Origin of the sequence: Flavobacterium bizetiae, assembly GCF_902804475.1 — a bacterium.
In the GTDB taxonomy this organism is placed as follows: domain Bacteria; phylum Bacteroidota; class Bacteroidia; order Flavobacteriales; family Flavobacteriaceae; genus Flavobacterium; species Flavobacterium bizetiae.
Genome location: NZ_CADCSU010000073.1, coordinates 37,990 through 53,034, shown reverse-complemented (window position 1 = coordinate 53,034; position 15,045 = coordinate 37,990). Strand labels below are relative to the sequence as shown.

At 34.0% G+C, this 15,045-nt stretch carries 11 protein-coding genes; 2 read left to right on the top strand and 9 right to left on the bottom strand.

Going from position 1 to position 15,045, the window contains the following annotated elements:
* Nucleotides 1-319: 319 nt before the first annotated feature.
* From FLACOL7796_RS08395 to pyrH, 3 genes are all read right to left on the bottom strand, one after another.
* Complete coding sequence (locus FLACOL7796_RS08395) at nt 320-2,815, bottom strand: DUF5686 family protein (RefSeq protein WP_173970360.1); 2,496 nt, start codon at nt 2,813-2,815, stop codon at nt 320-322.
* Nucleotides 2,816-2,932: 117 nt separating this feature from the next.
* A complete protein-coding gene (frr, locus tag FLACOL7796_RS08390) occupies nt 2,933-3,496 on the bottom strand; it encodes a ribosome recycling factor (RefSeq protein ID WP_173970359.1) in 564 nt (187 codons plus the stop codon).
* A 159-nt stretch (nt 3,497-3,655) separates the two neighbouring features.
* Nucleotides 3,656-4,363 (bottom strand): UMP kinase, encoded by a 708-nt coding sequence (pyrH, locus tag FLACOL7796_RS08385; RefSeq protein ID WP_173970358.1) that lies wholly within the window; start codon nt 4,361-4,363, stop codon nt 3,656-3,658.
* A gap of 189 nt (nt 4,364-4,552) precedes the next feature.
* Here pyrH and FLACOL7796_RS08380 point away from each other — a divergent pair, with 189 nt between their 5' ends.
* On the top strand, nt 4,553-5,170 hold the full coding sequence (locus tag FLACOL7796_RS08380; RefSeq protein ID WP_173970357.1) for a thioredoxin family protein: 618 nt from the start codon (nt 4,553-4,555) through the stop codon (nt 5,168-5,170).
* Between the two features lie 367 nt (nt 5,171-5,537).
* On the opposite strand, the gene truB is transcribed toward FLACOL7796_RS08380, so the two are convergent.
* From truB to FLACOL7796_RS08350, 6 genes are all read right to left on the bottom strand, one after another.
* Nucleotides 5,538-6,233: a tRNA pseudouridine(55) synthase TruB gene (gene truB / locus FLACOL7796_RS08375; RefSeq protein WP_173970356.1), complete on the bottom strand. Its 696-nt coding sequence runs from the start codon at nt 6,231-6,233 to the stop codon at nt 5,538-5,540.
* Nucleotides 6,233-7,030 (bottom strand): undecaprenyl-diphosphate phosphatase, encoded by a 798-nt coding sequence (locus FLACOL7796_RS08370; protein WP_173970355.1) that lies wholly within the window; start codon nt 7,028-7,030, stop codon nt 6,233-6,235. Before FLACOL7796_RS08370 ends, truB begins: the two co-directional genes overlap by 1 nt.
* A gap of 107 nt (nt 7,031-7,137) precedes the next feature.
* The gene (locus FLACOL7796_RS08365; RefSeq protein ID WP_173970354.1) at nt 7,138-7,392 is read right to left on the bottom strand and encodes a DUF3098 domain-containing protein; all 255 of its coding nucleotides are present in this window, start codon (nt 7,390-7,392) and stop codon (nt 7,138-7,140) included.
* Between the two features lie 86 nt (nt 7,393-7,478).
* Complete coding sequence (locus FLACOL7796_RS08360) at nt 7,479-8,354, bottom strand: cell division protein FtsX (protein ID WP_173970353.1); 876 nt, start codon at nt 8,352-8,354, stop codon at nt 7,479-7,481.
* Nucleotides 8,355-8,820: 466 nt separating this feature from the next.
* Nucleotides 8,821-11,376, bottom strand: coding sequence for a TonB-dependent receptor (locus FLACOL7796_RS08355; protein WP_173970352.1), 2,556 nt, complete (start codon nt 11,374-11,376; stop codon nt 8,821-8,823).
* 94 nt (nt 11,377-11,470) lie between these two features.
* Nucleotides 11,471-11,818: a winged helix-turn-helix domain-containing protein gene (locus tag FLACOL7796_RS08350; protein WP_173970351.1), complete on the bottom strand. Its 348-nt coding sequence runs from the start codon at nt 11,816-11,818 to the stop codon at nt 11,471-11,473.
* A 326-nt stretch (nt 11,819-12,144) separates the two neighbouring features.
* Between FLACOL7796_RS08350 and leuS the strand changes: the two genes are divergently transcribed.
* Nucleotides 12,145-15,012 (top strand): leucine--tRNA ligase, encoded by a 2,868-nt coding sequence (leuS, locus tag FLACOL7796_RS08345; RefSeq protein WP_173970350.1) that lies wholly within the window; start codon nt 12,145-12,147, stop codon nt 15,010-15,012.
* The last annotated feature ends 33 nt before the right edge of the window (nt 15,013-15,045 follow it).

The window sequence follows — 15,045 nt, the reverse complement described above, 5'->3', positions numbered from 1 at the left end:
TCTCGACGTAAGGAGAGATCACACTCGTAGATCGACAAAGATTGGTGATATGCTGTGCGGAGTTTGAAGTGTGATCTCTCCTCCGTCGAGATGACATACTATATGTGTAATTGGAATTTATATTTTTTATTATGAAAACAAGTGCCCTAGCCCTGATAGTAGAGGAAATCCTTTTGTTCCGTCCCGATAGCTATCGGGAGGAGCAAAAGATTGGAACGGATAGCAGGAAATAGCTCCTAATTCTTCGACTCGCTCAGAATGACAAGCTATTTCTATAATTGGAATTTGAAATTTAAAAAGATTGGAATTTAATTTTAATTTATAGCCCCAAATCCAGAACATACGAAATCTTAACGGCAATATTGTCTTCGAATTTCAATAACTGATTTGGTCCGTAGCGGTAGAAACCTCCAAGGCCAAAACCTTTGTAGATTTTGTTTAATTCAATTCCGGATTCGAAGAAACCTTTGTCTAGGGTTTTGTAGGTTGGGCCAACGTGTTGTTGAGGGTTTTCCATATTTCCCCAAGCCATTCTGGTGACTAATACTAATGACGGACGAACTTTTTTGAGTATTCTGATTCGGTCAAAACCATGTTTGATTTGAAAAAAGATATATTGACTCGAGAAAAACTCATTGAAATACATGGTTTCAAAACTGTTTCGGCCGGCAAAAGTAATACGCTGAATAACGGTTTCTTTGGTCAGGTTGTTGGGCATCGTGTTGTACAAATGCGTAAGCGGAACATCGCCTATGGCATAACCTCCTTGCAAAAGCAAGCTTGTTTTTTGACCGTTCAGGTAATTTTTTTCATACTCGGTTTTGAAATCTATTTTACCAAAAGTAAAATCGTTTCCTAGAACATCAGGCAGGGATTGCGTGTATTGAAAAGTGAATCGGGGAAATCTTTTCTCTGATTCGTTCCTTCCGGTTGGTGTTTGCATAAAGTTGCTAAATGGTGCCCAGACAATCGAAACCATTGCGGTTGTCATGATGTAACTCGAATATAATTTTCCGCCGTAATTAAAAAGATAATCAAATTGAGGTTCGACATTTGTTCTTGCCAATTCGAAAACAGCTTCGGTTTTTGGGATAATTTTAGACTGAACATTGGCTTTCCAGGCGGTATATTTGTAGAAAGTACTAATGTTGATTGGTCGCGGATCATAGATTTTAAAAACGCGTTTGTCTACCGCAAAAACGGTACTCGCAATTTCGCGAACATCATCTGTATAATATCCGTTCACCCATGTATTGGTGCTTTTGTCAAGCAAAACTCCGGTTCCTAAACTGTATTTTAGTTCACCATCTTTTGTTCCGTAAGCAGAGTATCCTTCGATTCTGAAATTCTTAGAAAAACGATCATTTGTGATTCCGCCAAGACCTAATCGAAAGCCTTCGTAGTTATTGTAACTGATGATTTTTTTCAGATCAAGATCAACTGGTCCGATAGGAACGTAACCATTGATTATTTTTCGGCCAAAACCCAAACGATTTTCGATTCTTTTCTTGATCGAAAGGCTATCGATCAGTTGATAGGTTCTTTGGCCTTTTAAGTCCAGAGTTTCTTTACGATACTCGTTCCAGAAGGCTTCCGGTTTTTTGCTGGCATCATCTTTAATTTCGATATAAAGTGCCGGATCTTTTATTGGGGTATTTGTGTTGTAATGTATGTCGAAATTATTACTTTCTGAAAGCAGATAAGTAAAGTCTGATGCTGATTTTTTTCGGGGTTCAAAGTTGTCCTCGACATCTCCGTCAAACTGAATCGTTCCGCCCAGAATTTTTATATCATCGTCGTTTTTACCTTTTACGATTTTAAAAGTAGTATTGCTCTGAAACCATACTTTTTCGTTGGGTACATAATCAAATTCATGAATACCGCTAATGTCAAGAACACCTTTTATGCGCATTACGGCTTTGGCTACGGCAAAATTTTCCTGATCGATATACAATACGCCTTCGAGTCCTGATGATTTTCTTTTTTGTTTGTTTTTAAAATAAATCATGTAGGTTTCACGGCCTTTGATATTGACAGTATCGAGTATTTTATAATTGTAATTTGCAGGAGCATTATTCGAAATTGGGTTTTCGTATTTGGTTTCGAAAAGCTCGTATTTATTATCGTAAATAGAGATCGATTGCAAATTAAAGGCAATAACTTCATAGATCGGATTTTTAAATCCAGCCATTTTTGTACCCAGAATGGTTTCTTTTAGTTTGTTGTTGCCAAACTGATATTGCGACACTTTTTCGGTTTGAAATAAATGCTGCTTGCTGATTATCTCTTTGAATTTATAATCAGATGAATCTATATTGATGCGTTTTTTGTCGAAATCTTTGTAAGCGGCCGTAGAATCGATTCTGCCATCGATAGAATCCGGATTGGCCGTTACGATCAGTTTATTGTAGCTTTTGTAATCAAAACTGTTCAGCTTTTTTTGCGGATTGTTTTTGTTCTTGTTTGCAATTACTTTCCTTATAATGGTTAAAGCCGGATTTTCATTAGAAACAATAACTTCTTTTAAATCATCTGTTTTTTGAGAAAGCGGAATTAAATAAAACTTTTTGTTCTCTGTAATCGCAATAATTTTGGTTTGAAAACCAATGTAAGAAACCGCGAAAGTGGTTGCTTTTGCCGAAGGTGTAAAAATGAACTTTCCGTCGACATCAGTAATTGTATTAATGTTGTCAGAAGTTGTTATGGTGGCAAAAGGTAAAGGTTTGTTGTTGGAGTCCGTTACAATTCCGTTTATTTGAAATTGCGCCTGAATAGTAAGCGTAAAAAACAAAGTCAATAAACAAAATAGCTTCATAGAGAATATTATAGTTTCAAAACGGATAAAACGTAATTTTGGTATGCAAAAATAACAATAAAAAAAATCCGTCTAGTACAATTTAACTAAACGGATTTTTATTTTGTGATAATATCATTAAACCTTCATGATTTCGGCTTCTTTTGCTGCCAATAATTCGTCGATTTTCTTGATATAAGTGTTTGTCAGATTCTGAACTTGCTCTTCTGCAGATTTACAAATGTCTTCAGAAGTTCCTTCTTTTTCTAATTTTTTAATATCAGTATTAGCATCTTTACGCACATTACGTACACCAATTTTGGCATCTTCAGCTTCAGATTTTGCTTGTTTTGCTAAATCTCTACGACGCTCTTCTGTCAAAGGCGGAACGCTAATGATAATTACGTCTCCATTATTCATTGGGTTAAAACCAATGTTGGCTACCATAATTGCTTTTTCGATCGCTTGTAGCATGTTTTTTTCAAACGGCTGTAAAGTAATCGTTCTTGCATCCGGAACACTAATTTTCGACACTTGCGAAAGTGGCGCTGCTGATCCGTAATAATCTACGAAAACACTTCCTAGCATTGCTGGAGAAGCTTTTCCTGCACGAATGTTAAGAAATTCTTTCTCTAAATGCGCAATCGAACCATTCATTGATTCTTCAGTACTATCTAATATAAATTCTATTTCTTCAGTCATTTCTTTTAGATTTTTAGATTTTTAGACGATTCGATTTTTAGATTTTTAAAAATACCGGCATCTAATTTACTAACTAATATAGTTTTTTATTTTTTTAATATTGTACGATTGTCAAAATTTAGAAATCTGATATTCTAAAAATTGAACAATCGAAGTAGCTTATACGTTAACTACTGTTCCTATGTTTTCGCCTTCACAGATTTTTAATAAATTTCCAATTTTGTTCATATCAAAAACAACGATTGGCAATTTGTTTTCCTGACTTAATGTAAAAGCTGTTGTGTCCATTACATTTAATCCTTTTTTAAGAACGTCATCAAACGAAATCATATCGAATTTTACTGCTGATGCATTTTTTTCAGGATCAGAATCGTAAACACCATCAACACGGGTTCCTTTTAAGATCACATCTGCATTAATTTCAATTCCTCTTAAAACGGCTGCAGTATCAGTTGTAAAATAAGGATTTCCGGTTCCGGCTCCAAAAATTACAATTCTTCCTTTTTCAAGGTGACGATCTGCTCTTCTTTTAATATAAGGTTCTGCAATAGACTCCATTTTTAAGGCAGTTTGCAAACGGGTTTTCATTCCTCTGTCTTCAAGAGCGCCTTGTAATGCCATACCGTTTATAACTGTAGCAAGCATTCCCATATAATCGCCTTGTACTCTATCCATACCAGCACTTGCACCTGCAACGCCTCTAAAAATATTTCCTCCTCCAATAACAATAGCAATTTCTACTCCTTTACTGTGAATTTGCTTAATTTCTTCAGCATATTCGGCTAATCTTTTAGGGTCAATTCCGTATTGTAAATCACCCATTAAGGCTTCGCCGCTTAGTTTTAGAAGAATTCTTTTATATTTCATGTGTTGTTGCGTTAATTTGTGCAAATATAGACATATTCTTATTTTTAAAAATAATGTTTTAAAAAAATTAATCGTTCTTTTATTTTTAAATTTATACGGAATTTTCAGGATTTTTTTGAATGTGATAAAAGTCATTCTTTGGGTCTTCTTGAAATTTGTAATTTTATGCAATTCAAAAAATAAACAAATATGAAAAATATTATCGCTAAGGCATTATTTAAAAGTCATACTTATCCTGAATATCGCAAATTGATTGCTGATTTATTAGTCGACGGAAAATCAACCGGTAGCGAACAATCTGAAAGTTTAACCAATTATAGTAAGCTGAACGATGCGAGAATGAATCGATTAGATAAAACGATAAAATTAACAGATGAAATTATTTTAAAATTACAAAATCTGGATCATAGATATATTTGGCTCGTAATTTCTGAAGGCTGGTGTGGTGATGCTGCGCAAATTCTTCCAATTTTGAATAAGATGGCTTTGGCATCACATAAAAAAATCGATCTTAGAATTGTGTTGCGTGATGAAAATGAAGAATTAATGAATCAATATCTTACGAATGGCGGAAGAGCAATTCCAAAAGTTATTATTATATGTAAAGAAGCCGGAATAGTTCGTGCCGATTGGGGACCAAGACCAAAAGGTGCTTCTGAATTAATGGCAAATTATAAAAAAGAAGTTGGCGTTATTGATGAAAAAATAAAAACAGATTTGCAATTATGGTACCTGGCAGATAAAGGTGTTTCGGTTCAGGAAGAACTCATGCAAATTATAGAAGACATTAAATATAATCGTTTATAATTTTATTTAATTAAGATACTAAAATTGGGATGTTATTTGTTAATGTGTTGTAATTGAATTTAATAGATTTTAAAAATACAATAAAATATTTTTTTTAATTTAAAAATTGTTTAACTTAGTCACATGATCCCACTTCTATTATTTATTTTCTGATTTACTCTTTTTATTGGTGTTTATTTAATGTTTAACAATTAAAATGCACTATTATGAAAAAGTTATTCGAAAGATTTTATGATTTTGTTTCAGGTGTATTGTTTGGAGGAAAAAATGTATGTAATTATTAACTCCAAAAAAAGACACCTTATGAAATAGAATTATTTTAGGAGTTGGCACATTACTATTTTTTAATTGTAATGTGCTTTCTGTTTTATTCTAAATTAAGGCTTTCCTCAAATAAAGTAACATCAATGGCATTCTTTACGTCATAATCGCCAATTTTAGTTCGGCGTAAAACAGTCAAATGCGATCCGGAATTCATCGCTTTTCCAAAATCATAAGCTATAGATCTAATATAAGTTCCTTTGCTGCAAACAATTCTAAAATCTACTTCAGGCAATGCGATTCTTGTAATTTCGAATTCGTGAATAGTAGTTTTTCTGCTTGCAATTTCTATGGTTTCTCCTGCACGTGCATGTTCGTATAAACGAACACCATCTTTTTTAATAGCCGAAAAAATAGGTGGCTTTTGATCAATTTCACCTAGAAATTGTTTTACGGTTTCATGTATCAAAGCCTCGTCGATATGCGAAGTTGGAAAAGTTGCATCGATTTCGGTTTCGAGATCATACGATGGAGTAGTGGCTCCAATAAAAAAAGTTCCTGTGTATTCTTTTGCCTGACCTTGTAATTCGGTAATTCTTTTAGTGAATTTTCCTGTACAAATTAATAATAATCCACTCGCCAAAGGATCTAATGTTCCGGCGTGGCCAATTTTGAACTTTTTAGGAAGTCCAACTTTATTAATCAATAGATATTTTAATTTATTGACAGCTTGAAACGAACTCCATTTTAAAGGTTTGTCTATCAATAAAACTTGTCCGTTTAAATAATCTTCAGGCGTCATTATATTATGGTAAGGGGATGAATGAAAAAGTGAATCAATAATAATACGATTCCGGCGATTATTCTGTAATAACCAAAAACTTTAAATCCATTTTTAGTCAAAAAGCCAATAAAAGTTTTAATCGCTAAAAGTGCCACAATAAATGCAACAATATTACCAATAACTAATAGATTAACCTGATCATGAGATAATTCGAATCCTGCTTTATAATAATCGTAGCATTTTTTTGCAGTTGCACCCAACATTGTTGGTACAGCTAAAAAGAAAGAGAATTCAGCAGCCGTTGTTCTGGATAATTTTTGAGACATACCTCCAACAATACTGGCTCCACTTCGTGAAACTCCCGGGATCATGGCCAGACATTGAAACATTCCGATTTTAAAAGCTTGTAAATAGGTGATTTCCTGCGAAGTTTCAGCAGTATTTGGATTGTTGAACCATTCGTCAACTTTCAATAAAATTAATCCTCCTATCAAAAGTGAAACGGCTACAGTAACCGGATTTTCTAATAAACCATCAATAAAATCACTTAATAATAATCCTAAAACTACGGCCGGAATAAAAGCAACCAAAAGCTTAAAGTAAAAATCAAGTGTTTGAAAGAAACGTTTAAAGTATAAAACTACTACAGAAAGGATTGCACCAAGTTGAATAACAATGGTAAAAAGTTTAGTGAAATCTTCGTGGGCAATACCAAAAAAAGAAGAGGCAATAATCATGTGGCCAGTTGAAGATACAGGTAAAAATTCTGTAATTCCTTCAATTATGGCAAGAACAATAGCTTGTAAAGTATTCATTTAATTTAAATTGTTAGATTATTAGACTTCTTAGATGTCAGACTTTTTTAAAGAGATTAATCTAATAATCTTAAAGATCTAAGTTGTCTAAGCAGTCTAAAGAAAGTCTATTTAGATTTTTTGAAAATAGAATAAATCGTGATTCCAAAACCAATTAAAACAGTAGTTGGAGCCAAACGAATACGTCTGAAATTAAAAACATCTTCATTAAAAATATTAGGATCTTTACTTCCTCCGCCAGACATTAAAATAAAGCCTAAAGCGATAACCCCAATTCCGATTAATAGAATTTTGTAGTTAATACCATCAAAAAGAAATTCTTGTTTTTGTGGCTGTTGTTCTGTATTGTTATTGTTTTTCATCTTATCATTGCGAGGCACGAAGCAATCCTCTATTTATATGAATTATCTTTTTTACTGTAAACTAAAAGCTGAGACTGAATACTTTTTTAATAAAGATCGTCTGTTCTTAAGTTCAGGAAACGTTGTGTTGCAAAATGTGTACTTACCCAGGTAATTAAAACTCCAAGTCCAAAAACGGCTAATAATACCAAACCAATTAAGACTTTATCTTCTAAAATACCTAAACCAGGAAAATTAGTTTCTACATAAAATAAAAGACCAATCAAGGCTATGATCGCCAATCCTGCGCCTAACATTCCTAATTTTACACTACGTGTTACGAATGGTTTACGAATAAACGATTTTGTTGCACCCACCATTTGCATGGTTTTAATGATGAATCTATTAGAATGTATCGATAAACGTAATGAACTGTTGATTAATAAAACAGCGATTATGGCAAGGAAACCGCTAATAATCAAAATCCACATACTTACTTTTTTGATGTTGTCGTTTACCAGATTTACCAATTGTTTGTCGTAAACGATATCTTCGATCATGGTGTTTTTACGCAATTTACTTTCGATTTGCACGATGCTGTCTCTCTCAACATAATCTGCTTTTAAGTGAATGTCGTATGAATTCAATAAAGGATTTTCTCCTAAAAAGGTCAGGAAATCTTCTCCAATAATATCGGTGTGTTCTTTTGCTGCTTTGTCTTTAGTAACATAAACATAAGATCTTGCGAAAGGAGCTCTTTTCAATTCAGTGTCAAATGCTTTTATCACACTATCATTAGCTTCATTTTTAAAGAAAACTGTCATTGCAATTTTTTCTTTAAAATCATTGGCCAATTTTTTAGAATTGATAATGAATAATCCTAGTACTCCCAAAAGGAATAAAACCAAGAATACACTTAGTACAACCGAAAAATAAGAGGAAATTAACCTGCGCTTTTGAAATTTATCAAAGTTAGAACTCATAGTTTGCTTAAATTATGTGGTAAAAATAATAAAGAATTTCTTTATTTGAAGTTAATAACGATCAAAGTTTTGACTTTCGTACCATAAATGTACAATTAGATGTTGAATAAAAAGTTTATTTAGCCGCAAAGCTTTATTTTTTAATCTCGCAAAGACGCAAAGTCGTAAAGAAAATAAAAAGCTTAGTTCTCAAGCTTTGCAATTGTTGATCTTAAAATTTGATTTTACCGCAAAGTGCGCAAAGTCTTTATAACAGATTGTGTTTAGATTATGTTGAAAAAGGCAAAGTTCGCAAAGCTTTGGGGAAAATAGAACTTAGAAAAATTTACTACAGATTATACAAAGACTCACACAAAGTTAATTAACATCCAGCTTTGCGAACTTTGTGTTTTTACAAAACCTTCAAAATTTAAAAAACTTTGCGCTCTTTGCGGTGAATGTCAATAGTTAAGTTCCCTATTTCAAATTACTTCATTTCCCAAACCAATGATAAATAATACAATCCGCCAATTGACGGACCTCCCAAGATAGAATTATAAGGTTTGTTTAAAATGTTGGTTCCGCCAAGTTTCGTAGTAATACCTGTTTTTTTGAAATTGTAGTTGATCTGTGCGTCCATCGACCAATAAGCAGGAACGGTTCCGCTGACTAGAAAAGAAACATAATCAAAATTGTTTTGATATCGGGCTGTTGCACTTGCACCAAGATTTTTCCAAATATTGTTTGCGATTAAAGTTCCGTTGATGTTGAATTCAGGAGTATTGAAGCCGTCCTCGAGACCATCTTTATCATCTGTTCTGTCGAGTTTGGTATAAGTCACATTCGTTAAAGCGGTGAAAGTTGGATCAAAACGGTATTTTAGACCTAAACTTCCTCCATAATTGTAGATTTTGCTTTTAGAATTGGTCCATAAACGATATCTGTTTTGTGAATTTTTAGAATATAATGCGGTCGGAATCTGATTAGGATCTTTAGTATTTGGGATACTTGCTTCGACTTGTGCAATGAAATTTTTATACGAGTTGTAATAGAAATCAGCATCTATAAAAAGATTTTGTTTCAGGGCAATTCCTCTAAAACCAAATTCGAAAGAATTAACAAATTCAGGCTGCAAGTAAGTATAAGGGTTTTTCTGAATCGTGTTTTTGTTCTTTTCAATAGCTTGCGCCTGAGTAATTCCAAGCGTATTTACATCATTATTGACCTGCGATTGAAATTTATCAATTGAAGCTTTGGTATATGAATTCTCAAAAATGCCATCAGACATGATTCGCAATCCACCTACACGTTTTACACCGCCACTATTTACGTTCGAAAAGCCTTCAAAAATACTTGGGAAACGATAGCCATTTTGATAAGAAGCTCTAAAACTGATTTCGTTTTTAGGAGCATAAACGGCTGTAAATTGAGGCGTAAATTTTGTATTGAAATAATCGGCTTTGTCCATTCTTATGGTGGCGCCAAGATTTATTTTTCGATCTAAAAAATCTTTCTTCAATTGAGTAAAAGCACCCGTTTTTTGGTACGTTAAATTTTCAGAAGGATTTACCGGATTGATGAAATAGTTTCCGTCAGGTACAATAATATAATTTCTGTAATCGAAACCGCTCAATAATTTTGCGTCTATTTTTCCGAAAAAAGCAGAGAAAGCTTTATCCCAATTGAATAAACCTTCGGCATGAACCAAAGTCGATTTTACGCGAAGTGCAGCACCATAATCCCAATTGTTTATATTGATTAATTCCTCTTTTTTTTCATTATATGCTGCTGTTCCCGGCTCAAAACGACCCTGGTCAGAAGATGTTCGGGCTATTTTATGCGCATCGGCAACTGCAGCTCCATTTGTGATGGCATTTTTATAAGCAGTCGAATAATCTGCAAACCATTTATCATCTGATTTATAAGCGCGATCCATGTTTTCGGCAAGAGAACGAAGATTGTATGAATTTCCGGTATTCTCGAAAGTAGCATATCCTTTTACCTGAAAAACAGGCGTATGGTAATCTAAAGCAATTTGGTTTAAAGTATAATTATCCAATCTAAAACGGTTCGAACGTTGATAAATAGTATTAATTAATGCTGTTTTATAAGTCACCGCCAATTCGTGGTCTTTTTTCGGACGGAAATAAAAACCAACATCCGTCTTGTAATTTTTAATATCATAATCGGTAATGTCTGTTTCGCGATATCCTGTTCTGGCAACAACATAATTTTTGCCATTCAGGTTTAATGTTTTTCTGTTTGCCGATTCATTTCCGTAACCATTTACTTCGTCATAAGCCGGATTGTTTGCGCCGTATAAATTGGTCGAAGCATTTGCGTTGGGTGCCAAATCAGTTCGATCATCTGCAACCCAATCTGTTCCGCCAGTAGTAGAAGCGTTAATTTTGAAAGCAAATTTTTCATTGAATGCTTTTGCAAATCTCATATTAAACTGCGAATACAACTTCGGTGAAAACCGATCAATATTACCAACATGATTCACGCCGGTTAATTGCTGAATGCTGACACCCTGGTATTCAAATGGATTTTTAGTCTGAATATTTGCCAGACCATTTATAGCGTTCATTCCGTATAAAGCAGCAGCCGTTCCCGGAATAATTTCTATTTTATCAATGTCAAGATCATTGGCGCCTAATGCATTGGCAATTGGCGCACCCAAATGTGGAGCCTGATTGTCTATTCCGTCTACTAATTGTGCAAAACGTACATTGGTTGAGTTGGCAAAACCTCTTGTATTGATAACCTTAAAACCTAAACTTGGCGTAATAATCTGTACACCTTTTACATTTTCAAGCGCTTCATAAATACTTGCTGATCCCATTATTTTGGCTTCCGCCGATTTTAACTGCTCGATACTTATAGGAGAACGCATTATTTTTTCGGAACGGCGAGAAGCTGTAATTACAATTTCATTCAATTCTTCTTTTTTGATGCTATCCCTAGTTGTTTTCGACTTTTCTACCTGAGAAAAACCGTTAAAACTTATAAAAAACAGAAAAATATAAAGTTGAATTTTCATGATTGTAATTATTATTCAGTGTGTTTAAAAATGAATACTGATAGATTTAAAAGAATATTTTCGGCTTAATTTTTTTATAAAATAGGGTACGATTTTAAAACTTTAGGTTTTGAGTTTCTTTTTGGGCAAAATCTTTAATTCGTTTTTCGATTTCATAAAAAACGGTTATGGCTTTTTTACCCGCTTCAGTTAGTTTTGCGCCGCCTCCACCTTTTCCACCAAGAAGTTTTTCCACCAAAGGACTTTCGGCACGCTGATTCATTTCTTCGACCAATTGCCACGCCTGGCGATACGCCATTTTCATTTCTTTTGCAGCATTGGTAATCGATCCGGTTTTTCGAATATTTTCTAATAACCAGATTTTTCCAATTCCTAAAAAAGGACCGTCAGCTTCTTCAATCCAAAGACGTACTTCGATAGAATATTTTTTATTATTTTCCATTTTTACACATTAAAAAACATCTTTAAAAATACTCTATTTTTAGTAAAATTATTCTTCAAACAATAAAAGTGTTTAAAAAGTCCAATTCCGTTCTTAAATAGTAGAGTGCAAATTTGATTATTTATGGATATTTAAAGAATGATTTTTATCACATTTTTTAATCTAAAAAAATTACTTTGGTACAATCCACAATAAACGTAAATTTGCGGTTTATAATTAATTAGTGAAAAAGTCTTTGAACCTTTGTCACTCTGAACCTTTGAACCTTAGAAATGACTTGAGTAAGCGAAAGCATGACTCCATTAAAATAAAAATATAAACAAGGAATGAAATACAATCCAAACGAAATCGAAGAAAAATGGCAAAAGTATTGGGCAGAAAACCAAACTTTTGCTGCAAAAAATAATTCTGAAAAACCAAAGCATTATGTTCTGGACATGTTTCCTTATCCGTCAGGAGCAGGATTACACGTTGGGCACCCGCTGGGTTACATCGCTTCAGATGTTTATTCTCGTTTCAAAAGACATCAGGGTTTCAATGTTTTGCATCCAATGGGTTACGACAGTTTCGGATTACCGGCAGAACAATATGCGATACAAACAGGACAACGTCCGGAAGATACAACGCGTGTAAATATTGACGGTGGAGTAGATAAAGAAGGAAAACAAATTGCAGGATACAGAAAACAATTAGATAAAATTGGATTTTCGTTTGACTGGAGTCGTGAAGTACGTACATCAAATCCTGATTATTATAAGCATACACAATGGATTTTTATCCAATTATTCAATTCGTGGTATTGCAAAAAACAAGGCAAAGCTTTTGAGATTTCAGAACTTGTAAAAGTTTTTGAAGAAGAAGGAAATGTTTTGGTCGAAGCAGTTTGCGATGATAATGTTGCGATTTTTACCGCAGCAGAGTGGAAATCGTATTCAGACGATCAGAAAGAAAAAATCCTTTTGCAATACAGAATGACGTATTTGGCTGAAACCGAAGTGAACTGGTGTCCTGGTTTAGGAACTGTTTTGGCGAATGACGAAATCGTAAACGGAGTTTCTGAGCGTGGAGGATATCCTGTTATTCGTAAAAAAATGACACAATGGAGCATGCGAATTTCGGCTTATGCAGAACGTTTGCTTCAAGGTTTAAATGATATCGACTGGAGCGAATCTATCAAAGAATCTCAAAGAAACTGGATCGGAAAATCGGTTGGAGCCTTAGTGACTTTTAATGTAAAAGATCATAAAGAAGTAATCGAAGTTTTTACAACAAGACCTGATACTATTTTTGGAGTTACTTTTATGACTTTAGCGCCAGAACATCCTTTAGTTGCTGAAATTACAACTCCGGAACAAAAAACGGCAGTTGAAGAATATATCGAAAAAACAGCAAAACGTTCAGAGCGTGAGCGTATGGCCGATGTAAAAACAATTTCAGGAGTATTTACCGGAGCTTATGCAGAACATCCTTTTACAAAAGAACCAATTCCGGTTTGGATTGGAGATTATGTTCTTGCAGGTTACGGAACTGGTGCTGTAATGGCGGTTCCTTGCGGAGATGAAAGAGATTATGCTTTTACTAATTTCTTTAAAGGTCAAAGTGGAATGCCGGAAATCAAGAATATCTTCGCTAATGTTGATATTTCTCAAGCAGCTTACGGATCAAAAGACAATATCGAAATCGCAAATTCTGATTTCTTAAACGGATTAAATTATAAAACAGCAACTCAAAAAGCGATTGCCGAATTAGAGAAAATAGGACAAGGAACCGGAAAAACAAATTACCGTTTGCGTGATGCCGTTTTCTCTCGTCAGCGTTATTGGGGAGAGCCTTTCCCGGTATATTATGTAAATGGTTTGCCAAAGATGATCGATGCGCAGCATTTGCCAATTATCTTGCCTGAAGTAGAGAAATATTTACCAACCGAAGATGGTTTGCCTCCTTTAGGAAACGCAACAGTTTGGGCTTGGGACACAAAAAATAATAAAGTTGTCAATACAGATTTAGTAGATCATGTAACTATTTTTCCGTTAGAATTGAACACTATGCCAGGTTGGGCTGGAAGTTCATGGTATTGGATGCGTTATATGGATGCGCATAACGAAACTGAATTAGCAAGCAAAGAAGCTTTGGCGTATTGGGAAAGTGTAGATTTATACATTGGAGGAAGCGAACACGCAACCGGACACTTATTATATTCTCGTTTCTGGAACAAATTCTTAAAAGACAAAGGTTTTGCTCCAACCGAAGAACCATTCAAAAAACTGATCAATCAGGGAATGATTTTGGGTACAACGGCTTATGTTTATAGATTAGAAGGAACAAACACTTTTGTATCTAAAAATAAAATTGAAGGTCAAAATGTACAGCCAATTCGCGTTGATGTTCATTTTGTAAATTCTTCAGATGAATTAAATATCGAAAAATTCAAAGCCTGGAGAGAAGATTTTAATACAGCAGAATTTATTTTTGACGAAAACGGAAAATACATTGTAGGTCGTGAAGTCGAAAAAATGTCGAAATCATACTATAACGTAGTTACTCCGGATGATATTTGTAACGAATACGGAGCAGATACATTGCGTTTGTACGAAATGTTTTTAGGACCGTTAGAACAAGCTAAACCTTGGAATACCGCAGGAATTTCTGGAGTATTTGGTTTCTTGAAAAAATTATGGAGATTGTATTTTGACGAAAATAACGGTTTAATTGTAAACAATGACGAACCGACAAAAGACAACTTAAAATCATTACACAAAACAATCAAAAAAGTAGCCGAAGATATCGAGAGTTTCTCTTTCAACACTTCAGTTTCTCAGTTTATGATTTGTGTAAACGAATTGTCGACTCAAAATTGTCATTCAAGAGCAATCTTAGAGCCGTTAGCAATTTTGGTTTCGCCTTACGCACCGCATATTGCTGAAGAATTATGGTCGCAATTAGGACACTCAACTTCTATTTCTGAAGTTTCGTTCCCGGTTTTTGAAGCTAAACATTTAGTAGAAACGAATAAAGAATATCCAGTTTCTTTCAACGGAAAAATGCGTTTCACAATCGAATTGCCTTTGGATTTAACCAAAGAACAAATCGAAGAAATCATCATGAAAGACGAAAGAACATTAAAACAATTAGATGGCAAAACGCCAAATAAAGTAATTATTGTTCCTGGAAAAATCATTAATTTGGTTGGATAACCAAATAAATTCCAATATTAAAAATTCCAAATT